Source organism: Mycolicibacterium sp. Y3, from assembly GCF_051188035.1.
Classification (GTDB): Bacteria; Actinomycetota; Actinomycetes; order Mycobacteriales; family Mycobacteriaceae; genus Mycobacterium; species Mycobacterium fluoranthenivorans.
This window is the reverse complement of record NZ_JAVQLT010000001.1, coordinates 3,800,755-3,822,825: the sequence shown is the minus strand read 5'-3', so window position 1 is coordinate 3,822,825 and position 22,071 is coordinate 3,800,755. Positions and strand designations below refer to the sequence as shown.

At 68.8% G+C, this 22,071-nt stretch carries 24 protein-coding genes and 1 pseudogene; 16 read left to right on the top strand and 9 right to left on the bottom strand.

Annotated features, from left to right (window positions below; genetic code table 11):
* Nucleotide 1 precedes the first annotated feature (1 nt).
* Nucleotides 2-2,170, bottom strand: a complete 2,169-nt coding sequence (gene sucT / locus QN239_RS18680) for an acetyltransferase SucT (RefSeq protein ID WP_499012592.1) — start codon at nt 2,168-2,170, stop codon at nt 2-4.
* Between the two features lie 92 nt (nt 2,171-2,262).
* On the opposite strand from sucT, the gene QN239_RS18675 reads away from it, so the two are divergent.
* The 4 genes and pseudogenes from QN239_RS18675 to QN239_RS18660 all read left to right on the top strand — a co-directional run bounded on the left by QN239_RS18675 (nt 2,263) and on the right by QN239_RS18660 (nt 5,951).
* On the top strand, nt 2,263-3,555 hold the full coding sequence (locus QN239_RS18675) for an adenosylmethionine--8-amino-7-oxononanoate transaminase (RefSeq protein ID WP_499012590.1): 1,293 nt from the start codon (nt 2,263-2,265) through the stop codon (nt 3,553-3,555).
* Nucleotides 3,556-3,610: 55 nt separating this feature from the next.
* Nucleotides 3,611-4,756, top strand: a complete 1,146-nt coding sequence (locus QN239_RS18670) for an 8-amino-7-oxononanoate synthase (protein WP_499012589.1) — start codon at nt 3,611-3,613, stop codon at nt 4,754-4,756.
* 7 nt (nt 4,757-4,763) lie between these two features.
* Complete coding sequence (gene bioD, locus QN239_RS18665; protein ID WP_499012587.1) at nt 4,764-5,435, top strand: dethiobiotin synthase; 672 nt, start codon at nt 4,764-4,766, stop codon at nt 5,433-5,435.
* 2 nt (nt 5,436-5,437) lie between these two features.
* Nucleotides 5,438-5,951 (top strand): annotated as a pseudogene (locus tag QN239_RS18660) (2'-5' RNA ligase family protein).
* A gap of 3 nt (nt 5,952-5,954) precedes the next feature.
* On the opposite strand, the gene QN239_RS18655 reads toward QN239_RS18660, so the two are convergent.
* Together QN239_RS18655 and QN239_RS18650 are read right to left on the bottom strand one after the other, a co-directional pair.
* The gene (locus QN239_RS18655; protein WP_090357896.1) at nt 5,955-6,266 is read right to left on the bottom strand and encodes a transcriptional regulator; all 312 of its coding nucleotides are present in this window, start codon (nt 6,264-6,266) and stop codon (nt 5,955-5,957) included.
* Nucleotides 6,259-6,723, bottom strand: a complete 465-nt coding sequence (locus QN239_RS18650; RefSeq protein ID WP_499012585.1) for a hypothetical protein — start codon at nt 6,721-6,723, stop codon at nt 6,259-6,261. The genes QN239_RS18655 and QN239_RS18650 overlap by 8 nt, the downstream gene beginning before the upstream one ends.
* Nucleotides 6,724-6,804: 81 nt before the next feature.
* Here QN239_RS18650 and QN239_RS18645 point away from each other — a divergent pair, with 81 nt between their 5' ends.
* Complete coding sequence (locus tag QN239_RS18645; protein WP_499012584.1) at nt 6,805-7,017, top strand: hypothetical protein; 213 nt, start codon at nt 6,805-6,807, stop codon at nt 7,015-7,017.
* Here the strand turns inward: QN239_RS18645 and QN239_RS18640 are convergent.
* Complete coding sequence (locus QN239_RS18640) at nt 6,970-7,596, bottom strand: TetR family transcriptional regulator (protein ID WP_499012582.1); 627 nt, start codon at nt 7,594-7,596, stop codon at nt 6,970-6,972. The genes QN239_RS18645 and QN239_RS18640 overlap by 48 nt on opposite strands.
* A gap of 50 nt (nt 7,597-7,646) precedes the next feature.
* On the opposite strand from QN239_RS18640, the gene bioB reads away from it, so the two are divergent.
* The 5 genes from bioB to QN239_RS18615 all read left to right on the top strand — a co-directional run bounded on the left by bioB (nt 7,647) and on the right by QN239_RS18615 (nt 11,527).
* Nucleotides 7,647-8,642 carry a biotin synthase BioB gene (gene bioB, locus QN239_RS18635; protein WP_187095420.1) on the top strand — a complete coding sequence of 332 codons (996 nt, stop codon included), beginning with the start codon at nt 7,647-7,649 and terminating at the stop codon, nt 8,640-8,642.
* 11 nt (nt 8,643-8,653) lie between these two features.
* On the top strand, nt 8,654-8,890 hold the full coding sequence (gene bsaP / locus QN239_RS18630; protein ID WP_167159439.1) for a biotin synthase auxiliary protein BsaP: 237 nt from the start codon (nt 8,654-8,656) through the stop codon (nt 8,888-8,890).
* Nucleotides 8,887-9,534, top strand: a complete 648-nt coding sequence (locus QN239_RS18625) for a DUF2567 domain-containing protein (RefSeq protein ID WP_499012580.1) — start codon at nt 8,887-8,889, stop codon at nt 9,532-9,534. The genes bsaP and QN239_RS18625 overlap by 4 nt, the downstream gene beginning before the upstream one ends.
* A 138-nt stretch (nt 9,535-9,672) precedes the next feature.
* Complete coding sequence (locus tag QN239_RS18620) at nt 9,673-10,611, top strand: methionyl-tRNA formyltransferase (protein ID WP_499012578.1); 939 nt, start codon at nt 9,673-9,675, stop codon at nt 10,609-10,611.
* A gap of 4 nt (nt 10,612-10,615) precedes the next feature.
* Complete coding sequence (locus tag QN239_RS18615; RefSeq protein WP_499012576.1) at nt 10,616-11,527, top strand: ATP-grasp fold amidoligase family protein; 912 nt, start codon at nt 10,616-10,618, stop codon at nt 11,525-11,527.
* Nucleotides 11,528-11,531: 4 nt separating this feature from the next.
* On the opposite strand, the gene QN239_RS18610 is transcribed toward QN239_RS18615, so the two are convergent.
* Entirely contained in the window at nt 11,532-12,884 is a 1,353-nt protein-coding gene (locus QN239_RS18610) for a lipase family protein (protein WP_499012575.1), read from the bottom strand.
* Between the two features lie 43 nt (nt 12,885-12,927).
* Nucleotides 12,928-13,620 carry an NUDIX hydrolase gene (locus QN239_RS18605; RefSeq protein ID WP_499012573.1) on the bottom strand — a complete coding sequence of 231 codons (693 nt, stop codon included), beginning with the start codon at nt 13,618-13,620 and terminating at the stop codon, nt 12,928-12,930.
* 48 nt (nt 13,621-13,668) lie between these two features.
* On the opposite strand from QN239_RS18605, the gene nadA reads away from it, so the two are divergent.
* Genes nadA through nadC form a run of 3 tightly spaced genes read left to right on the top strand, consistent with a single transcriptional unit; the run spans nt 13,669 to nt 17,176 of the window.
* On the top strand, nt 13,669-14,730 hold the full coding sequence (nadA, locus tag QN239_RS18600; RefSeq protein WP_499012572.1) for a quinolinate synthase NadA: 1,062 nt from the start codon (nt 13,669-13,671) through the stop codon (nt 14,728-14,730).
* Entirely contained in the window at nt 14,727-16,322 is a 1,596-nt protein-coding gene (locus QN239_RS18595; RefSeq protein WP_499012571.1) for an L-aspartate oxidase, read from the top strand. The genes nadA and QN239_RS18595 overlap by 4 nt, the downstream gene beginning before the upstream one ends.
* On the top strand, nt 16,319-17,176 hold the full coding sequence (nadC, locus tag QN239_RS18590) for a carboxylating nicotinate-nucleotide diphosphorylase (RefSeq protein ID WP_499012569.1): 858 nt from the start codon (nt 16,319-16,321) through the stop codon (nt 17,174-17,176). The genes QN239_RS18595 and nadC overlap by 4 nt, the downstream gene beginning before the upstream one ends.
* Before the next feature lie 6 nt (nt 17,177-17,182).
* Here nadC and QN239_RS18585 read toward each other — a convergent pair whose 3' ends face one another.
* From QN239_RS18585 to QN239_RS18575, 3 genes are all read right to left on the bottom strand, one after another.
* Nucleotides 17,183-17,752: a TetR/AcrR family transcriptional regulator gene (locus QN239_RS18585; RefSeq protein WP_499012568.1), complete on the bottom strand. Its 570-nt coding sequence runs from the start codon at nt 17,750-17,752 to the stop codon at nt 17,183-17,185.
* 81 nt (nt 17,753-17,833) lie between these two features.
* The gene (locus tag QN239_RS18580; protein WP_499012566.1) at nt 17,834-18,469 is read right to left on the bottom strand and encodes a LysE family transporter; all 636 of its coding nucleotides are present in this window, start codon (nt 18,467-18,469) and stop codon (nt 17,834-17,836) included.
* A 53-nt stretch (nt 18,470-18,522) separates the two neighbouring features.
* Entirely contained in the window at nt 18,523-18,945 is a 423-nt protein-coding gene (locus QN239_RS18575; RefSeq protein ID WP_090357866.1) for a nitroreductase family deazaflavin-dependent oxidoreductase, read from the bottom strand.
* 67 nt (nt 18,946-19,012) lie between these two features.
* Between QN239_RS18575 and hisD the strand changes: the two genes are divergently transcribed.
* The 3 genes from hisD to hisB are packed head-to-tail and all read left to right on the top strand — an operon-like array spanning nt 19,013 to nt 22,052.
* Nucleotides 19,013-20,311, top strand: a complete 1,299-nt coding sequence (hisD, locus tag QN239_RS18570; RefSeq protein ID WP_499016855.1) for a histidinol dehydrogenase — start codon at nt 19,013-19,015, stop codon at nt 20,309-20,311.
* Entirely contained in the window at nt 20,308-21,447 is a 1,140-nt protein-coding gene (locus QN239_RS18565) for a histidinol-phosphate transaminase (RefSeq protein WP_499012565.1), read from the top strand. The genes hisD and QN239_RS18565 overlap by 4 nt, the downstream gene beginning before the upstream one ends.
* Nucleotides 21,444-22,052 carry an imidazoleglycerol-phosphate dehydratase HisB gene (hisB, locus tag QN239_RS18560; protein WP_499012563.1) on the top strand — a complete coding sequence of 203 codons (609 nt, stop codon included), beginning with the start codon at nt 21,444-21,446 and terminating at the stop codon, nt 22,050-22,052. The genes QN239_RS18565 and hisB overlap by 4 nt, the downstream gene beginning before the upstream one ends.
* Nucleotides 22,053-22,071: the final 19 nt, after the last annotated feature.

Genomic DNA, 22,071 nt, shown 5'->3' with positions numbered 1-22,071 from the left:
GTCACCACCAACCGGTCGCGGCGGCCATCTGACGCCCCAGCTCGTTGGTCATGGTGCGCATATAGGTCGTCGATATGTGGTGAGAATCGTGGTACATCAACACATTTCCCTCCACAACTCGGCAGATGTCTGGTCGGCACACCGCGTCACTCATGTCGAGTGGTTTGAGGTTCGGAAACTGCTGGACGAAATCGAGGGTCGGGTTGTGGTCGGACAGTACCTCAGAGCGCTTCATGCCGCACGAGATGGAATCGCCCCCGTCGGCGAGGCAATCCGCGGCGAAATAGGGCTTTCCGTCGCGCACCAACCACGGGGTGTCGCGCATCGCGAGCACGTTGATCCCGGCGTCGGCGAAGGCCTTCCAGATGCCGATATAGAAGCCCGGCATCACGTCACCGTCCTTGATGTTCCACGGGCGCGTCGAGGTGGTGAACACATAGTCGGGATGGTCGGCGAGCAGCTTGGGCATCACCTTCTCGTTCCACTCCCGGCAGTTCGGGTACGCCCGGTTGTCGCCCATGACAAGAGGATGCTCCTCTGTGGTCAACGGGCAACCCATCTTGAGATAGGTGACGATCTTGAAGTGGTGGATCCGGCCGAGCAGATCGAGCGCGGTGATCCAATGTTCGGCATGTGAGCCCCCCGCCAGGGCGATGGTCCGCGACGCATCCTTGTCGCCGTAGGTGCAGTTGAGAATGTCGACACTGTCGAAATCGCTGATACAGCCGTCATCGGTGGTTTCGGGCAGATCGTTCTTGGCTTCCAGCACGGTGGGGCGCATCGGCAACTTGGGCACTTTGGCGTTGTTGATCAGCGCCCGCGCGCCGGGATAGTCGCGCGACGAGAGCCCGGAAAGCTCCTTACCGTTGGCCCGCTGCACGGTGACGTGCTCGCGCCAGGTGAACGACGTCGCCGTCAGCGCCACCCCGAGCAGGGTCACCACCGAGCCCAGCGCGATGGTCGGCCGGCGCAGCCGGGTCCGCCAGGACAGGGCTATCACCGGGGCCGTGCGCGCCGCGGGAGCGCGGTAGCGCAGGGGTGTCTCCACATACCGCGTCGTCAGCCAGGCCAGCACGCCGGAGATCAAGAGCACGACGGACCCGTCGAGCAGACCGGCATGTGAGCCTCCGCTGTAGGCCAGCCAGAAGATCAACAGTGGCCAATGCCACAGATACAGCGCGTACGCCATCGAGCCCAGCGAGACGAAGGGCTTGGTGGCCAGCAGCCGGTTGGGTGCGGGCAGCGGTGCGTCGCCGCGGTTGGCCGCCGAGAGGATGAACAGCACGGTGGCGCCGACGGGGACCAGCGCCCACGGCCCGGGGAACTCGCGCACCCCGTCGATGAGAGCGCCGCAGCCCACGATCGCGGCCAGTGCGAGGGTGGCGATCGCCGTGCGCAGCCACATCGGCCAGCGCACCCGCGGCACCAGCGCGCCGGCCAGCACGCCCGCCGTCATCTCCCAACCGCGGGCGAAGCTGTTGTAGTACGCCGTGGCCTGATCGGCGTTGTGCGCGATGATCGCGTACACGAACGACGCGATGGTGAGTGCCCCGATGAGCACGATGAACGCCGTTCTCAGGTGCCGGCCCATGCGGTTGCGGAACAGGTACGCGAACCCGAAAACCAGCACCAGGAACGTGAGGTAGAACTGGCCCTGGACCGACATCGACCAGATGTGTTGCAGCGGGCTGACGGCCTCGCCGGCCCGAAGGTAGTTCGAGGCCGAGTCGGCCAGCTCCCAGTTCTGGTAGTAGCCCAGGCTCGCCAGGCTCTGGTCGGCAAACGTCTCCCAGCGCGTCTCGGGCTGCACCAGGATGGTGAGCACTGCGGCCGCTGCGAGCACCACGACCAGGGCCGGGAGCAGTCGCCGCACCAGTCGGATGACTTCGGGCGCCGGCCGCAACGAGGCACCCGGGCGCAGCGCGGTACGCAGCAGACGGCCGCCGAAGAAGAACCCCGACAGAGCCAGGAAAACGTCGACACCACCGGAAACACGGCCGAACCAGACATGGAACACGGCGACCAGGGCGATGGCGACCCCACGCAGCCCGTCCAGGTCGTGCCGATAGAAACCCGATGTGCGGGTGCCCATTTCGGCGCGCTTGGGAGCACCGGATGTGGAACCGACATGGGAAACGGAATCAGGCCGGTGGATGGCGGGGGTCTTCATGGTCGGTGACTTAATCTACCTAAGAACCCTGCAGAGCTCAGGTCGCGGGCGCCGAGTCACAGTCGCTGAGCAAAGCGATAGTGTCGGATCTCATGCCCGCGTTGACACCGTCCGAGATCAGCGCAATCGATACCGCACATGTGTGGCACCCCTACAGCACCATCGGTGCCGGGGCGCCGGCACCGGTGGTCGCCCTGGCCGCCAAGGGCGCCTGGCTGACGCTGGTGCACAACGGGAAGCCCGTCCAGGCGCTGGATGCGATGAGTTCGTGGTGGACGGCGGTGCACGGGCACGGCCACCCGGTGCTCGATGCGGCCATCACCGACCAGCTGGCCACGATGAACCACGTGATGTTCGGCGGGTTGACCCACGAGCCCGCGGCCCGGCTGGCTCAGCTGCTGGTCCACATCACCCCGGCCGGGCTGGAGACGGTGTTCTTCAGCGATTCCGGGTCGGTCGCGGTGGAGGTGGCCGCCAAGATGGCGCTGCAGTACTGGCGCAGTCTGGGCCGGCCCGCCAAACACCGGCTGATGACGTGGCGGGGTGGCTACCACGGCGACACCTTCACACCCATGAGCGTGTGCGACCCGGACGGCGGCATGCACGACCTGTGGACCGATGTGCTCACACCGCAGGTCTTCGCCCCGCGGGTGCCCACCGAATACGACGTCGCCTACAGCGCGGCCTTCGAGGCGCAACTGGCCGAACACGCCGATGAACTGGCGGCGGTGATCGTCGAGCCGGTGGTGCAGGGCGCCGGCGGCATGCGCTTTCACGACCCGCGGTACCTGACCGACCTGCGTGCGGCGTGCGATCGGCACGGCGTGCTGCTGATCTTCGATGAGATCGCCACCGGTTTCGGGCGGACCGGCGCCTTGTTCGCCGCCGACCACGTCGGCGTGACACCCGACATCATGTGTGTGGGTAAAGCGCTGACCGGGGGATACGTCACACTGGCCGCCACCCTGTGCACATCGGCGCTGGCGCGGACCATCAGCTCCGGTGAACCGGGCGCGTTGATGCACGGTCCGACGTTCATGGCCAACGCCCTGGCCTGTGCGGTCTCGGTGGCCTCGGTGGAGCTGCTGTTGGGCGGTGACTGGCAGGCCCGGGTGGCTGAGATCGAGACCGGATTGCGCAGCGGTCTGGAGCCGGCACGGGAGCTGGCCGGGGTCGCCGATGTCCGGGTGCTCGGTGCGATCGGCGTCGTCGAGATGGTCGACCCCGTCGACATGGCGGTGGCGACCGAGACGGCGCTGCGCCACGGGGTGTGGCTGCGCCCGTTCGGCCGGCTCGTCTACGCCATGCCGCCGTTCATCTGCACGCCCGCCGAGGTCGCCCAGATCGGTTCGGCGATGGTGGCCGTCGCGCATGCATTAACCTGAACGGTGTTCAATTGTCGGCTCCGCCGATGGTGTTCAAGTCGCGAAAGGAACCGCAGTGACGCGCACCGGACTCTCACCGCTGGCCTGGCTGGCCGACGTGGAACAGCAGCGCCGCGAGGCCGGTCTGCGGCGTGCGCTGCGGGTGCGACCGCCGGTCGGCGCCGAACTGGACCTGGCCTCCAACGACTACCTCGGGCTGTCGCAGCACCCCGCCGTCCTCGACGGTGGGGTCGAGGCGCTGCGCACCTGGGGTGCCGGTGCGGGCGGATCGCGGCTGGTCACCGGCAACACCGAACTGCACGAGGAGTTCGAGGCCGAGCTGGCCCGGTTCACCGGCGCGGAGTCGGCGCTGGTGTTCTCCTCCGGCTACACCGCCAACCTCGGCGCGCTGGTGGCGCTGTCCGGCCCCGGGTCGCTGATCGTCTCCGATGCGCTGTCCCACGCCTCACTCGTGGACGCCTGCCGGCTGTCGCGGGCCCGGGTGAGCGTCGCCCCGCACTGCGATGTCGCCGCCGTGGAGCGGACCCTCGCCGACCGCGCGGAAGACCGCGCCGTGGTGGTCACCGAGTCGGTGTTCTCCACCGACGGCGCGCTGGCCCCGCTGCGTGAACTGCATGGCGTCTGCCGCAGGCACGGCGCGTTGCTGCTGGTCGACGAGGCACACGGGATCGGCGTGCGCGGTACCGGCGGACAGGGTCTGCTGTACGAATCCGGCCTGGCCGGTGCCCCCGATGTGGTCATGACGACGACGCTGTCCAAGGCCCTCGGTGCGCAGGGCGGGGTGGTCCTCGGACCGGAGGCGGTGCGCGGGCACCTGATCGACGCGGCTCGTCCGTTCATCTTCGATACCGGGTTGGCGCCGGCCGCGGTGGGCGCGGCGCTGGCCGCCCTGCGGGTGCTCATCGCCGAGCCGTTTCGCGCCGCCACGGTGTTGCGCCGCGCCGCCGAACTCACCCGGATCTGCGGGGTGTCCGAGGAGCCCACCTCCGCGGTGGTGTCGGTCATCCTCGGCGAACCCGACGTGGCGGTGGCGGCCGCGGCGGCCTGCCTGGACCGCGGCGTTCGCGTGGGCTGTTTCCGGCCCCCATCGGTGCCCGCGGGCACGTCCCGGCTGCGGCTGACCGCGCGGGCCTCGCTCACCGATGACGAGATGGACCTGGCGCGCGCCGTGCTCACCGAGGTCCTGGCTTCGGCTCGATGAGGACCCGGTGAGCGTGCTGCTGGTGACCGGCACCGATACCGGTGTCGGCAAGACGGTGACCACCGCGGCGCTGGCGGCAGCCGCCCGACTGGCCGGCATCGACGTCGCGGTGTGCAAGCCGGTACAGACCGGCACGATCGAGGGGGATGACGACCTCGGCGAGGTGCGCCGGCTGTCCGGGGTCGCGGAGTTGCACGGCGGGTGGCGTTATCCCGAGCCGCTGGCCCCGGTCGCCGCGGCGCACCGGGCGGGTATGGACTTGCCGACCCGGGCCGAGCTGGTGGCGTCGGTGCGGGCCGCGGATCGGCCCGGGCGTCTCACCTTCGTCGAGGGCGCGGGTGGGCTGCTCGTCGAGCTCGGCGCCGACGGTGTGACGCTGCGCGAGTTGGCCGTCGATCTGGGCGCCCCGGTGCTGCTTGTCGTCGCGCCGGGTCTGGGCACCCTCAACCACACCGCGCTCACTCTGGAATCGCTTGCCGTTCATGATGTTCCGTGTGCGGGCCTGGTGATCGGCTCGTGGCCGCACGCCCCGGGGGTCGCCGAATCGGGGAATCGGGAAGCGCTGGCGGCTCTCGCGCCGGTGCGCGCCGTGCTACCTGCGGGGGCCGCCACCGCCCGCGATTTCGGGGAGATCAGCGCGGCGGCGTTCGACGCGGACTGGCTCGCGAGCCTGGTCTAGCGATGGCCCATTCGGTCGAGTTGCTGCTGGATCCCGAGACCGACGCTGCGATCCGCGGTATCTGGGAGGCCCTGGCCGAGGCGGGGATCCGCAGTCAGGCCGCGCACCGCGGGCCGAGTAACCGGCCGCACGTGACGATGACGGTGTCGGCCGGGATCGCCGGAGACGTCGACGCCGAGTTGTCGGCAGCGGCAACCGCGCTGCCGCTGTCCTGCCGGATCGGTGCCCCGGTGCTGTTCGGGCGTGGACCGTTCACCCTGGCGCGGCTGGTCGTGCCGTGCGTGGAGCTGCTCGAGCTGCACGCCGATATCTACCGGATCTGCCAGCCGCACATGCCTTCCGGTGCGTTCGCGCACGCGGCGCCGGGGCACTGGACGCCACATGTCACGCTGGCCAGGCGCGTCGACGCCGCGCAGCTGGACCGCGCGATGCCGTTGGCGGGGGCGGATATCGACGGGGCCTTGGTGCGTCTCAGGCTGGGACGGCGACGCCAGGAGTGAGTACCCGATCGGCTGACGGCTAGGGCTGCGGCTCGGTGAGCCGTCCCGACACGATCGCGTTCAACGCAGCGATATGGCCCAGGTAGGCGTGCCGTCCGGCGTCGGTCAACCGGGCCCGCACCCTGTGCCGGCTGCCCTCGAGCCGACGCTCGGTGTGCAGGTATCCGGCCTCTTCGAGGATGGTGAGCTGTTTGGACAATGCGGAATCGGACAGTCCGGCGCGTTCCTTCAGATATCCGAACTCGGCCCAGTCGGCCGCGGCCAGCGTGGCCACCAGGGTGAGCCGGGTGCTGGGATGGATCAGTTCGTCGAACCGCGCCGGTTCAGGCATGTGCCCACCGGCGCGTGACCCGCAGGATCTCCGGGCCGCCGAACCCGACGACGGCGGCGGCCACTATCGCCGCCCAGGTGCCGGCGTGCCGGACGCCGTCGGCGTGCAGCGCTAATCCCGTGACGACGGTCAGCACGACCAGGCCCAGCAGGATGCCGATCATCACGAGCGGTATTCGCGATCCCGCGGTGGCGGCGCTGACCTGCACCCGCCGGGACCGGTGCCGGCCGCTGAGCAGGCGCGACGTCACGGTGCTGTGGCAGACCGCGAACCCGGCCGTGGCCACCGTGGCCAGCCAACCCGGGCCGAGATCGCCCAGGAGTCCGAGCCCCACCCAGGCGGCGGCCATCGCCCACCAGTAACCGCGGGGCAGCCCGACCTCCGCGGCCACCTGCCGCCGTGCTCGCTCGGCGGTCTCGAGGGCGTTGCGCGCCCCCTCCGGTGTGATCTCGTCCATGATGCCTCCCCACTTTCCTTCCTGGAAACAAGGCTCCACTTTCCTGGTTGGAAAGTCAAGTGCCTCTGGAATGCTGGGGAGATGGACCGCGCTGCGATCATCCGTACCGAATCCGAGCGGCTGGCCGTCGTTCTCGCCACCGCCGAACCCGAGGCGACCTGTCCGACGTGGGTGACCGCGCCCGCACAGGATCTGGCGCTGTGGGCGTGGACGCGCGGCGGTTCGGTGTCGGTGACGGGGGAGAGCTCAGCCGAGGCGGCGTTGCGTGAGGTCGTCGCGAACGGTATGCAATAGCCCTGAATCGCCATGCGCGGCAAGGCCTTCGATCAGCACGGTGAGTCCGAAGGCGAAGCGGCGTGACGGTTCGGCGGTGAGCACGGACTGGCCGTCGGGCAACGTGGCCCCAGCGGCATCCCACTGCAGCCGGGACTGTTCGTCGGCGGTGAAGCCGAGCACGTAGTAGACGACGGTGCGGGCGGCCAGTTCTGCGTCCGAGCCCGCGACGCCGGCATCCGCGGCCGCCGCCGCGAGCCGGGTGACGATCTCGGTCATCGCCGCGGATTGGCCCGCGGCGAAGCTGGCCGACACCAACTCGGCACCGTCGGTGTGCGACAGCAGGGCATCCCGCAGCCGGTGGCAGCCCTCGGCGATCTGGTCGCGCCAGCCGGGTGGGACGTGCGGCTCCAGGGCCGGTTGCAGAATGCGGTCGGCAACCGCCCCGAGCAGCTCCTGCTTGTTGGCGAAGTGCCAGTACAGCGCGCCCGGGCTGACGGCGAGCTCGCGGGCGAGCCTGCGCATGGTGAGGTCGGCCATCCCGAAGCTGTCCAGGATCGCCGTCGCGGCATCGATCACGTCACGTTTGTGCAGCTGCACACCGTTACTCTAACCTGAACGGTGTTCAAGAGGCTGATGGAGGCGATTCGGTGAGCGACATTCTGGTTCAGGCACGCGAGCAGGTACTCGAACGCGGCGTGGGCCTCGATCAGGACCAGACACTGCAGGTGCTCCAGCTGCCCGACGACCAACTCGACGAGCTGCTGGCGCTTGCGCACGAGGTGCGCATGAAGTGGTGCGGACCCGAGGTCGAGGTCGAGGGCATCATCAGCCTCAAGACCGGCGGTTGCCCCGAGGACTGCCACTTCTGTTCGCAGTCGGGCCTTTTCGCCTCGCCGGTGCGCAGCGCGTGGCTGGACATCCCGAGCCTGGTGGAGGCGGCCAAGCAGACCGCCAAGACCGGCGCCACCGAGTTCTGCATCGTGGCCGCGGTTCGCGGCCCGGACGAGCGGCTGCTGGCCCAGGTGGCCGCGGGTATCGAAGCCATCCGCAACGAGGTCGACATCCAGATCGCCTGCTCGCTGGGCATGTTGACCCAGGATCAGGTGGATCGTCTCAAGGACATGGGTGTACATCGGTACAACCACAACCTGGAGACCGCGCAGTCGTACTTCCCCAATGTCGTCACCACCCACTCCTGGGAAGAGCGCTGGGGCACGCTGGAGATGGTGCGCGAGGCCGGTATGGAGGTCTGCTGCGGCGGCATCCTCGGTATGGGCGAAACGCTGGAGCAGCGCGCTGAGTTCGCCGCCAACCTGGCCGAGCTCAACCCGCACGAAGTGCCGTTGAACTTCCTGAACCCGCGACCCGGCACTCCGTTCGGCGATCTGGAGGTGCTGCCGGCGGCCGATGCGCTGCGGGCCGTCGCCGCGTTCCGGCTGGCGCTGCCGCGCACCATGCTGCGGTTCGCCGGTGGCCGCGAGATCACCCTCGGTGACCTGGGCGCCAAGCAGGGCATCCTCGGCGGTATCAACGCCGTGATCGTCGGCAACTACCTCACCACGCTGGGCCGCCCGGCCGAATCCGATCTCGAACTGCTCGAAGATCTGCAGATGCCGATCAAAGCCCTCAACGCCACCCTGTAGAACGGGTGGTGATGATCAGCGATTCGCCCGCCCTGCCCGCGCCCGTGGGTGCCGGCAATTTCAACGTCTACACCGGCGGTCCGGCGGGCAGCGTCAGCCCGACGACGGCGCAGCTCGGGCTGGAGCCACCGCGGTTCTGCGCCGAATGCGGGCGCAGGATGATCGTGCAGGTGCGCCCTGACGGGTGGTGGGCCAAGTGTTCGAGGCACGGGCAGGTCGACTCCAAGGACCTGGACACCCGCCGATGAGCCTCTCGGATGCGAATCCTGGTGATGCGCCCAAGGTTTCGCGGGCTGCCGCCGCGATCCGGGTCGGCGCGGGGATCGCACTGGCCGGGGTGCCGGCCGGTGCCCTGTGGGCATGGCTGACACCCCCGATCGGCGGCGTGGTCGCGCTGACCAAGAGCGGCAACCGGGTGACGGCCTATCTGGGCAACGAATCCGACAACTTCTTCCTGGGCGAGTTCCTGTTCGTCGGCATTCTGACCGTGCTCACCGTGGTGGCGTCGGTGCTGGTCTGGCAGTGGCGTGCGCACCGCGGGCCGGTGCTGCTGGCGGCGCTCACCGTCGGCGCGGCCCTCGCGGCCGGTGCGGCCGCCGGGGTCGGCGCGGTGCTGGTGCGGTGGCGTTACGGCGTGATCGATATCGCCGCGGCGCCGGTGACTCCGGAGCACCGGATCCACTACGTCACCGAGGCGCCCGCCGTGTTCTTCGGGCATGGTCCGCTGCAGATCGCCGCGACCATTCTGTTGCCGGCGGCGGTGGCGGCGCTGGTCTACACCCTGCTCGCGTTGTCGACCCCGCGCGACGACCTGGGGGCGTGGCCACCGGTCGAGTACGCCGGGGTGTACCCGCCGATTCCCGTATCGGTCACCCCCGGACAGGCCCCGTAACAGCACTTACGGCCGGTGGCTGCAGATCTCGCAAACGTAGCCCCCACAAATCGCGCCTCCATAGATACATTCGACTGGCTCATTGCTGTTTCCCAGCAAATCAGCCGCCGCGAAAATTATCTGGAGTGAGGTTTTGTCATGCGCATCGTGTCCTTCGGATTCCAGACATGGGGAGTGAAGACACTTCAAGCGTTGGTCGATCTGGGACACGAGGTCGCGCTCGCGGTCACCCACCCGGCCAGCGACGACTCCTACAAGGGCATCTTCTCCGACTCGATCGAGGAACTGGCGCAGAGCTTGGGCATCCCCGTCCACCTCACCGAGCGGGTGGACCACGAGACCATCGCGCTGGTCGCGCAGGCCGAACCCGACGTCATCGTGGTCAACAGCTGGTACACCTGGATGCCGCCCGAGCTGTATGAGCTCCCACCGCACGGCACGCTGAACCTGCACGATTCGCTGCTGCCCAAGGGCACCGGATTCTCACCGGTGCTGTGGTCGCTGATCAGCGGTGAATCGCAGATCGGGCTGACCATCCACCGGATGGACGAGAATCTGGACACCGGGGACATCCTGGTGCAGCACGCCTTGCCGATCGGGCCGAAGGACACCGGAACCGAACTGGTGGAACGCGGGATCGCGCTCATCCCGGGGGCCCTCAAAGAAGCGCTGGACGCGCTGCAATCCGGTACCCCGCAGTGGCGCCCGCAGAACAAGGCGGAGCGGACGTACTTCCACAAGCGTTCCGAGCGGGACAGCCTGCTCGACTGGAACTGGCCGGCCGAGGTCCTGGAGCGGCTGGTCCGGGCGCTGTCGGAGCCCTATCCGCCGGCCTATACGTTCTATCGCGGCGAGCGCATCGAGGTCCTGGAGGCGAAGCTCTCCGAGGTCCGCTACGGCGGCACCCCGGGCCGGGTGATCGTCCAGGAGGACGGCGGCGCGGTGGTCGCCGGACCCGAGGCCTACCTCGGTGGCAACCGCGGCCTGGTCATCACCCGGGTACGTTCCTCCGACGGTACCGAACACAGCGGGGACAAGTTCTTCCGCCACGGCGGCTACCTCACCAGCCAGGCGTGACCCGATGCCACTGCTGGAGTACAAGGCGACGCCGCCGTGGCTGCGGGCGGCGCGCCGGTGGCTGATCGCGATGGTGCCCATTCGCCTGATGCGGCACGCTCTCTATCTGATGATGATTCGCCGGCCGGGTGACTTCACCGAGCCGGAAACCTTCAACGAGAAGGTGAATTGGCGGATCTTCAACGACCGGCGGGACCGGATCGTCAAGGCCTGCGACAAGATGTGGATGAAGGAGATGGCCCGGCAGGCCTACCCGGGTGCGGATCTGCGCATCCCGGCCACCTACTGGTCGGGTACCGATCTGCGTGACGCCCCCGACCTGACGACGCTGCCGCCGTGGGTGCTCAAACCCAATCACAGCAGCGGGCAGGCACTGTTCGGGCCCGATCCCGGTACCGATCTGGACGGCCTGCTGGCCCGGACGGCGCAGTGGTTCGACGAGACGCCGCTGGAACTCGGCGAGTGGGGTTACAGCGAAGCCCGTCCGCTCTTCCTGCTCGAGGAACGCATCCCCACTCCCGACGGGCACCCGCCGGTGGACTACAAGTTCTTCGTCTTCGAGGGCCGGATCGAGCTGATCCAGGTGAACCGTGGCCGGTTCGGGACCCGGCAGACCGCGACCTTCCTGGATGCCGATTGGCGCCGGCTGCCGGTGCGCTGGCGGATTCAGCCGGTGGCCGACGAACAGCGGCCGGTGGAGCTGGACAAGATGATGGAGATCGCCGGCGTGCTCGGTGCGGACTGGGATTTCGTCCGGGTCGACCTGTACGCCGTCGACGGTGAGGTGTGGTTCGGCGAGTACACGCCGTACCCGGGCAGCGGTCTGCTGCGCTACAAGCCGATGTCCTTCGATCGCGAACAGGGGCGGCACTGGAAGCTGCCGACGCCGGCCGAGGTGCAGCGCGGCCGACCCTGACCGGTCAGCGGTCGAGCACCGACAGCGGGAGCCGGTGTACCGGTCGCCCGGTCAGCACCTTCGCGGTGATGACCGCCAGCCGCGCCATTCCCCGGTAGGTCGACGGGTTGAACAGCGTGGGCCACTTGGTGCGCAGCAGGTGCTCGCCGAGGGGGCGGCTGGCGAAGCGGTCGGACAGCCAGCGCAGCGCCATGGGCGCCGACATCGGATGCAGCAGCAGGTGCTCGCAGAACATGTCGCGGTGATAGGTGACCTTCGCGCCGCCGGAGGCGTAGGTGTCGGCGAGTTCGTCGATGCCCTCGACCGAGATGATCTCGTCGTGCACGGCCTGGATGATCAGCACCGGCGGGGTGGGCACGGCGACCCCGAGCTTGATGTCGTCGAAGACATACTGCACCTCGGGCGTGGACAAGATCTGCTCGAGGGGCTGGTCCAGCATGTCGCCCATATCGGTGCGCCACAGCCGCACGATGGCTTCGACGGTGGTCATGTGATGCAGCCGGTCGAGCAGGGCGCGGCCCTTCTCGCTGGCGTGCTCGGCGATGATCTTCTGCAGGCCGGGGTACACGTCGGCCAGGGCGGCGACGACGAGCGCGGGCAGTGCCGAGGCGAAGGTGCCGTTGAGCTTGCGGAATGTCCGGCCCAGGTCTCCGACCGGGGAGCCGAGCACGGCGCCGACGATGTTAAGTTCGGGTGCGTAGCTTCCGCTCATCTCGGCGGCCCAGGCGCTGGCCAGACCGCCCCCGGAGTAGCCCCACAACCCGATGGGGGCTTCCGGTGCGAGGCTCAGCTGCTCGGAGCTGATGGCCGCCCGCAGCCCGTCGAGGATGCGGTAGCCGGGTTCATACGGCGTGCCCCAGCTGCCGTTGACACCCTCGTGGTCGGGAACGGAGACCGCCCAGCCCTCGGCAATCGCCGCGGCGACCAGCAGCATCTCGAACTGCGGCACCGCGCCGGGTGCCACGGCGTGGCGGCGCAGCGCGTACGAGGGAAAACACCGCGAGGAGATCGCATCGATGGCGCACTGGTAGGACACCACCGGGCAGACGCGTTCGGGGCCGCGCTCGGCGGGGATCACCACGGTGGTGGCGGCAGCCTCGGGATTGCCGTTCATATCGGTGGTCCGGTAGAGCAGCTGCACGGCGCGCACCTGCTGGGGGATCAGTCCCAGGAAGGCCAGCTCGACCTCGCGGCTGCGCAACACGGTGCCCGGGGCGGCGTGTTGGAAGCCGGCGGGGGCGACGTAGAAGGGGTCGTCCTTCGGCAACTGCGGACGGGCGGAGCGGTCCAGCGCCTCGTGCGGGGCGGCGCCGATCCAGTCGGCGTCCGATACGGCGGCAGAGCTGCCAAAGTCCATTCGGGCATTCTTGCTTAAGAAGCGTCTAAGAAGCCAGTCCGACTCACCCTGGTGGCCGCAAAGCCGCGAATTCGTCGGTGACCCGGTACCGGGCCTCGGTGAAGTGGTACAGCGCCGCCGGACGTCCTCCGCTGCGGCCCGAACGTGCCGTGGTGCCGGTCCTGGTGATGACGTTGCGGCGCTCGAGTACCCGCTGCAGATTGGTGGCGTCCACCGGGTGGCCGAGTGCGGCGCTGTAGATGTCGCGCAGCGTAGACAATGCGAATTCCTTTGGCGCCAAAGCGAAGCCGATATTGGTATAGCTGAGTTTCGCGTTCAGCCGGGCGTGCGCATTGGTGACCATGGGCCCGTGGTCGAAGGCCATCGGCGGCAGGGCGGAGACCGGGTGCCAGCGGGTGTCGGGCGGTAGCTCCGGGGTGGCGGGGGAGGGCACCAGGCCCAGGAAGGTCGACGCGATGGTGCGTTCTCCGGGCACCCGTTGCGGATCGGAGAACACCGCAAGCTGCTCCAGATGGGCGAGTTCGCGCAGGTCGACTTTCTCGGCCAGTTGACGTCGAACTGAACTCGTCATGTCCTCGTCATGTCGCAGCCGTCCGCCCGGGAGCGACCACGCGCCTCGTTGCGGATCCATGGCGCGTTCCCATAAAAGCACGCTGAGCTGCGGTTTCTTGGTGGAAAGCTGGCGCACCTGGAACACGACGGCAAGTACTTCGTGGCCGGTGCTAGTATGTGACATGTTTTCGATTGTAAGTCGAAAACCTCGGTTGGCAAAAAGGAGACTGCCATGACGGTCCTGGATCGCACAGGGGCACGCACAGGGGCGTACAGCAGCGTGCTCGCCTCACGCATCACGGACGGCCCCGGTGGTTACACCGGCGTCGTGGGCGACGGCCAGTGGGCCGCCGAGATCCGCCGGCTTGCCGATCTGCGCAACGCGACGGTGCTGGCCCACAACTACCAGCTACCCGAGATCCAGGATGTGGCCGACCACGTCGGCGACTCGCTGGCCCTGTCCCGGATCGCGGCCGAGGCTCCCGAGGACACCATCGTGTTCTGCGGTGTGCACTTCATGGCCGAGACCGCCAAGATCCTGTCCCCGCAGAAGTCGGTGTTGATTCCGGATCAGCGGGCCGGCTGCTCGCTGGCGGACTCGATCACCGCCGACGAACTGCGCGCCTGGAAGGACGAATTCCCGGATGCGGTGGTGGTCTCGTACGTCAACACCACCGCTGCGGTGAAGGCGCTCACCGATATCTGCTGCACCTCGTCCAACGCGGTCGAGGTGGTGGCCTCCATTCCCGAGGACCGCACCGTGCTGTTCTGCCCCGACCAGTTCCTCGGCGCGCACGTGCGCCGCGTCACCGGGCGCCAGAACCTGCACATCTGGGCCGGCGAATGCCATGTGCACGCCGGCATCAACGGTGACGAGCTGGCCGACCAGGCCCGCAGCCACCCCGACGCCGAGCTGTTCGTGCACCCCGAATGCGGTTGTGCCACATCGGCGTTGTATCTGGCCGGCGAGGGCGCGGTACCCGAAGAGCGGGTCAAGATCCTGTCCACCGGTGGCATGCTCGACGCCGCCCGCGAGACCAAGGCGCGCCAGGTGCTGGTCGCCACCGAGGTCGGCATGCTGCACCAGCTGCGCAGGGCCGCACCGGATGTCGACTTCCTGGCGGTCAACGACCGGGCCTCGTGCACCTATATGAAGATGATCACCCCCGCGGCGCTGCTGCGTTGTCTGGTCGAGGGCGCCGACGAGGTGCATGTCGATCTGGAGACGGCGAAGCTGGCGCAGCGCAGCGTGCAGCGCATGATCGAGATCGGGCAGCCCGGCGGCGGAGAATGAACGCGCCCTCCTGCGGGGGAGTCGGGCACTGGCAACAGCGGGCCGATGTCGTCGTCATCGGGACCGGGGTGGCCGGACTGGCCGCCGCACTGGCAGCGGTGCGGGCGGGCCGCAAGGTCGTCGTGCTCAGCAAGGTGGCCGAGACCGCAACGTTCTACGCCCAGGGCGGGATCGCGGTGGTGCTGCCCGACGGTGATGACTCCGTCGAGGCCCATGTCGCCGACACGCTGGCGGCCGGTGGCGGGCTCTGTGATGTCGACGCGGTCCGTTCCATCGTGGCCGACGGCTATACCGCCGTCGCGGATCTGGTCGACGCGGGCGCGCACTTCGACGAGACCCGGCCCGGCCATTGGGCACTGACCCGCGAGGGCGGCCACACCCGCCGGCGGATCATCCACGCCGGCGGTGATGCCACCGGGGCCGAGGTGCAGCGCACCCTCGACCACGCGGCCACCCATCTGGACATCCGGCGCAATCATGTGGCACTGCAGATCTGCCACGACGGCGATCAGGTGACCGGGGTGCTGGTGCACAGCGCCGAGGGGCCGGGCGTCGTGCATGCGCCGTCGGTCATCCTGGCCACCGGCGGATTGGGTCACCTCTATGCGGCCACCACCAACCCGGACGGCTCCACCGGCGACGGTGTGGCGCTGGCCCTGCAGGCGGGTCTGGCGGTCGCCGACCTGGAGTTCGTCCAGTTCCACCCGACGATGTTGTATTCCGGGTTGTATTCGAGCCCCGGACGGGCCGGCGGGCGCCGCCCGCTGATCACCGAGGCGATCCGTGGCGAGGGCGCGATCCTGGTGGACAGTCGGGGCGAGTCGGTGACCGCCGGTGTCCATCCGATGGGTGACCTGGCGCCACGCGATGTGGTGGCGGCCGCCATCGATGCCCGGCTGCGGGCGACCGGCGATCCCTGCGTGTACCTCGACGCCACCCGGGTTTCCCATGTGGCACAAAGGTTTCCGACGGTCACCGCGGCCTGCCTGGCCGCGGGTATCGACCCGGCCCGTCAGCCCATCCCGGTGGTGCCCGGCGCCCACTACAGCTGCGGCGGCGTCGTCACCGATGTGTACGGGCGTACCGATCTGCCCGGTCTGTTCGCCGCCGGCGAGGTGGCGCGCACCGGAATGCACGGCGCCAATCGGCTTGCGTCCAACAGCCTGCTGGAAGGGCTCGTCGTGGGTGGGCGTGCCGGCGCCGCTGCCGCCGCACACGCCGGTAGTGCCGGGCCGGTACTGGCCCGCGTCTCGCCGTCCTTCCGCGCGCCCGCGCTGGACCGCGCCGAGTTGCAGCGCGCGATGAGCACGGACGCCTCCGTGGTCCGCGATGCCGACGGCCTGCAACGGCTCATCGGCATCCTTGCCACCGCGCGGCCGCGCACCGTCGACAACCGCACGGATTTCGAGGACGTCGCCTTGACCATGACCGCACGTGCGGTGGCCGCGGCCGCCGCCGAACGCACCGAATCGCGGGGTTGTCACCACCGCGCCGATCATCCGGAAACCGATGCGGCACAGGCGAAGAACATCACCGTACGGGTCGACGCCGCCGGACTGCCCACGGTGAGTGCACCGGCAGGTGTGCGGTGAAACCATCGGCCGACGAACTCGCCGAGGCCCGGGCCGTCATCGCCCGTGGTTTGGACGAGGATCTGCGCTACGGCGCCGATGTCACCACGGCTGCGACCGTTGCTGCCGACGCCACCACGGTGGCGTCGATGGCCACCCGGGAACCGGGCGTCGTCGCGGGGGTCGACCTCGCGCTGCTGGTGCTCGACGAGGTGCTGGGGCCCGACGGTTACACCGTGCTGGACCGCGTCGAGGACGGAGCCCGGCTGGCCGCCGGGCAGGCCCTGCTGACCTTGAGCGCACCCACGCGGGGGCTGCTGACCGCCGAACGGACCATGCTCAACCTGGTCTGCCATCTCTCCGGCATCTCGACCGCCACCGCGCAGTGGGTGGACGCGGTCGAGGGCACCCGCGCCAGGATCCGCGATACCCGCAAGACGTTGCCCGGCTTGCGGGCGCTGCAGAAGTACGCCGTGCGGGTCGGCGGGGGAGTCAACCACCGGATGGGCCTCGGTGATGCCGCGCTCATCAAGGACAATCACGTCGCCGCCGCCGGGTCCGTCCTGGCCGCGCTGAATGCGGTCCGGGCCGCCGCGCCCGATCTACCGTGCGAGGTCGAGGTCGACTCGCTGGAGCAGCTCGACGATGTGTTGGGCGCCGATGTCGAGTTGGTGCTGCTGGACAACTTCCCGGTGTGGCAGACCCAGATCGCCGTGCAGCGCCGCGACAGTCGTTCGCCGGCAACGAAACTCGAATCCTCGGGCGGTTTGTCGCTGGAATCGGCGACCGCCTACGCGGCCACCGGGGTGGACTACCTGGCCGTCGGGGCGCTCACCCACTCGGTGCGGGTGCTCGATATCGGCCTGGATACCTGAGCGCACCTAGTCTCGGTCCAGCAGTGCCCGTGTCGCCGCCTTGGCGGCGTGCAGCGCACTGGGCTCGCCGGCCACCCGGGACAGCAGCAGGGCGCCCTCGATCAGCGCGATGATCGTGCGTGCGGTCTGCTCGGCCTGCTCCGAGGGCCAGCCGTCGGCGCGCAGGCGGTCGGCCACCGCGGTGATCCAGCTGCCGAACGCCCTCGCCGACGCCGTCCGCACGGCCGGGCTGGCCGTCACCGATTCGGTGGCGAGCGGTTCGATGGGGCAGCCGTCGCGCTCATCGGTGCTGAGATTGGCGGCCATCACGTCCATCCAGCGGTCCACGATGTCGGCGGCCGGTGCATCGGTCGCCAGCAGTGTGCGCAGCAGGGCGCTGATATCTCCGCCGGCCTTGTCGACGACGGCGGCCGCCAGTTCGGCCTTGCCGTCGGGGAAGTGGTGATACAGCGAACCGGCCCGGACCTCGGCCACCTCAAGGATCTGGTTGATACCGGTGGCCGAGTATCCCTGCCTGCGGAACAACACGGCCGCGGTATCCAGCAGGGCGGCTCGGCTGCGGTCGGGGCGAGGCATGGTCGGTATGCTACCGGCGATCTAGAAAGGTCGATCAAGAACGCTGGGACGACCGCTGAACAAGGCGGTCCCCGCCGGGCGCTAGGCCGTCACACCCCGGCGCACGAACGACAGCACCACCGCCGCGGTGGCGAACAGCCCGGAGAACACCCGGTTCAGGATCGTCTGTTGGCGCGGGGTGTGCAGCCAGTCGACCAACCGCACGGCCAGGCCGGTATAGAGGCCCATCACCACGATGTCGACGATGATCATGGTCGCCCCGATGGCCAGATACTGCGGCAGCAACGCGGCGGTGGGCACGACGAACTGCGGCAGCACCGCGAGGAAGAACACCAGCCCCTTCGGGTTGGTGGCGTTGACCAGGAAGCCTCGGACCGTCAGGGCCAGCCGGCCGCCGTCGAACGACTTTCCGACCTGTTCGCGCAGGTCGGTGGTGGCGGTGCGCCACTGCTTGAACGCCAGGTAGGCCAGATAGGCGACGCCGATCCACTTGATCACCGTGAACGCGATGACCGAGCGGGTGACCACCGCACCCAGACCCGCGGCCACCAGCGCCAACTGCAGCATCAGCCCGATCTCCAGGCCGAAGATGCTCCAGTAGCCGCGACGCAGGCCGTGCGTCATCCCGGTCGCCATCGACTGCACCGCACCCGCTCCGGGGGACAGACTGATCGCGATCGCAGCGCCCAGGAACGCCAGCCATACCTGCCAGGTCATGGCTTCAGTCTCTCAGCCGGGGTCAAGTCGATATCAGCTGGTATCAGCTGGTATCAGCTGATATCAGCGACGAACACACCCGACCGCCGGGCGACCATCCGGGCCATCCGCGGCAGCGACGGGTCGTCGGTGCCCGCGGGGAGCACCCGCGGGTTGGTGATGTGGATGTCACCGCTGAACAGGTGCACATCGGCCTCACCGGCCGCGAGCACGTTCTTCACCCAGTTGGTCTTGCCGTGGATGAGGCCGATGGCCAGCGTGTTGCCCTTGCGGAAGCTGGTGACGGTCGTCTCGTACGGCGTGCCGGATTTGCGGCCCCGATGCTTGACGACGGTGAACCCCGGCAGCCGTTTCGCCAGCGGTGCGATCACCGGATTGATGTAGCGGATCTGGAAGTTCTCCAGCGCGGGCGGCACCAGCATCGGCACACCCGGTGCGTTGTTGGGATGTTCCTCGCGAGACTGCGCAGCGGACATGTCGGCTCCCCGAATTCGATTTGGCCTGCTCTGGGACAATAGACCCGTGAGTGCACCGCAACCCTTCATGGCCCGCATCGATCTGCGGGGCGCCGAGCTGTCGGCAGCCCGGCTGCGGACCGTCCTGCCCCGCGGTGGTGTCGATGTCGATGCCGTGTTGCCCAAGGTGCGGCCCATCGTCTCCGACGTCGCCGAACGCGGTGCCGTCGCGGCCCTGGAGTACGGGGCCTCCTTCGACGGGGTGCGCCCCGAGACCGTCCGGGTGCCCGTCGAGGAGATCGCCGCGGCGCTGTCGACGTTGCCCGCCGATGTTCGCGCCGCCCTCGAGGTGGCCATCGAACGCACCCGGGCCGTGCACGCCGACCAACGCCGTACCGACACCACCACCACACTCGCGCCGGGCGCCACCGTCACCGAACGCTGGGTCCCGGTGGAGCGCGTCGGCCTCTACGTTCCGGGCGGCAACGCCGTCTACCCGTCCAGCGTGGTGATGAACGTGGTGCCGGCACAGGCTGCAGGGGTGGACTCGCTGGTGATCGCCAGCCCGCCCCAGGCGGACTTCGGCGGCCTGCCGCATCCGACCATCCTGGCCGCGGCCGCCCTGCTCGGCGTGGACGAGGTCTGGGCCGTCGGCGGCGCCCAGGCCGTCGCCCTGCTGGCGTACGGGGACGCCGATCACCCTCCGGTGGACATGATCACCGGCCCGGGCAATATCTATGTCACCGCCGCCAAGCGGCTCTGCCGTTCGCAGGTGGGTATCGACGCCGAGGCGGGCCCCACCGAGATCGCCATCCTGGCCGACCACACCGCCGACCCGGTGCACATCGCGGCTGATCTGATCAGCCAGGCCGAACACGACGAGATGGCCGCCAGCGTGCTGGTCACCGACAGCGTCGCGCTGGCCGATGCCGCGGATGCCGAGGTACTCCACCAGTTGGCCACGACCGTGCACCGCGAGCGGGTGACTGCCGCCCTCACCGGCAAGCAGTCGGCGATCGTGCTTGTCGACGATATCGATGCCGGTGTCACGGTGGTCAACGCCTACGCCGCCGAGCACCTGGAGATCCAGACCGTCGACGCATCCGCGGTGGCCGGCCGGATCCGTTCGGCCGGAGCGATCTTCGTCGGCGCATGGTCTCCGGTGAGCCTGGGGGACTACTGCGCCGGCTCCAATCATGTGCTGCCCACCGCGGGTTGCGCCCGGCATTCCAGCGGACTGTCGGTGCAGACCTTCCTGCGCGGGATCCACGTCGTGGAGTACGACGAGGCGGCGCTCAAAGATGTGTCAGGTCATGTGATCACGCTGTCGCAGGCGGAGAATCTGCCCGCGCACGGCGAAGCTGTGCGGCGGAGGTTCGAGAAGTGACCACATCCGGTATCTCCCTTGACGACCTGCCACTGCGGGAGAATCTACGCGGCAAGTCCCCGTACGGGGCACCCCAGTTGCACGTGCCGGTGCGGCTCAACACCAATGAGAACCCGCATCCGCCGAGCCAGGCACTCATCGACGATGTCGCGGCCTCGGTACGCGACGCCGCATCGGATCTGCACCGCTATCCCGACCGCGATGCCGTCGGCCTGCGGACCGAACTGGCGGCCTATCTGACCGATCAGACCGGGGTCCGGGTCGGCGTCGAGAACGTCTGGGCGGCAAATGGTTCCAACGAGATCCTGCAGCAGCTGCTGCAGGCTTTCGGCGGTCCGGGGCGCAGCGCACTGGGATTCGTCCCGTCCTACTCGATGCACCCGATCATCTCCGACGGCACCCAGACCACCTGGCATCAGGCGGCCCGTGCCGACGACTTCGGGCTCGACACCGCCGTCGCGGTCGCCGCGGTCAAGGAATACCGTCCGGACGTGGTGTTCCTGGCCAGCCCGAACAACCCGTCGGGCCAGAGCATCACGCTCGACGAACTGCGCCAGTTGCTCGATGTCGCCCCCGGTGTGGTCATCGTCGACGAGGCGTACGGCGAGTTCTCCAGCCAGCCCAGTGCCATCGGGTTGATCGCGGAGTACCCGGCCAAGCTCATCGTCACCCGCACCATGAGCAAGGCGTTCGCCTTCGCCGGCGGCCGGCTGGGCTATCTGGTCGCCGATCCCGCCGTCATCGAGGCACTGCTGCTGGTCCGGCTGCCGTATCACCTGTCCTCGCTGACCCAGGCCGCCGCCCGCGCCGCGCTGCGCCACGCCGAGGACACCCTGGGCAGCGTCGCGCTGCTCATCGCCGAGCGCGAGCGGGTGTCGAAAGGCCTGTCCGAGATGGGCTTCCGGGTGATCCCCAGCGACGCCAACTTCGTGCTCTACGGCGAGTTCGCCGATGCGCCCGCGGCGTGGCAGCGCTATCTGGACGCGGGGGTGCTCATCCGCGATGTCGGCCTGCCCGGATATCTGCGCGCCACCATCGGCCTCGCCGAGGAGAACGACGTCCTGCTCGATGTGAGCGCCGATCTCGCCGAGTCCGGTACAGCCCTGAAAACCGAAGCCCCACAAGGAGCCTCATGAGCCGCCGCGCGAAGGTCGAACGCAAGACCAAGGAGTCCGATATCACCGTCGAGATCGATCTCGACGGCACCGGACAGGTCGACATCGACACCGGAGTGCCGTTCTTCGACCATATGCTGACCGCGCTGGGCAGCCACGCCAGCTTCGACCTGAAGGTGCACGCCAAGGGCGATATCGAGATCGAAGGTCACCACACCGTCGAGGACACGGCGATCGTGCTCGGCCAGGCACTCGGCCAGGCGCTCGGTGACAAGAAGGGCATCCGCCGCTTCGGGGACGCCTACATCCCGATGGACGAGACGCTGGCGCACGCCGCGGTCGACGTGTCCGGCCGGCCGTACTTCGTGCACACCGGCGAACCGGATTACATGGTCGAATTCACCATCGCCGGGTCCAGCACGCCGTATCACACGGTGATCAACCGGCACGTGTTCGAGTCGCTGGCCTTCAACGCCCGCATCGCCCTGCACGTGCGCACCCTCTACGGCCGCGACCCGCACCACATCACCGAGGCCGAGTACAAGGCGGTCGCCCGCGCGTTGCGCCAGGCCGTCGAATACGACCCCCGCGTCAGCGGGGTGCCGTCCACCAAGGGCACTCTGTGACGGCGATTTGCGAGCGGAG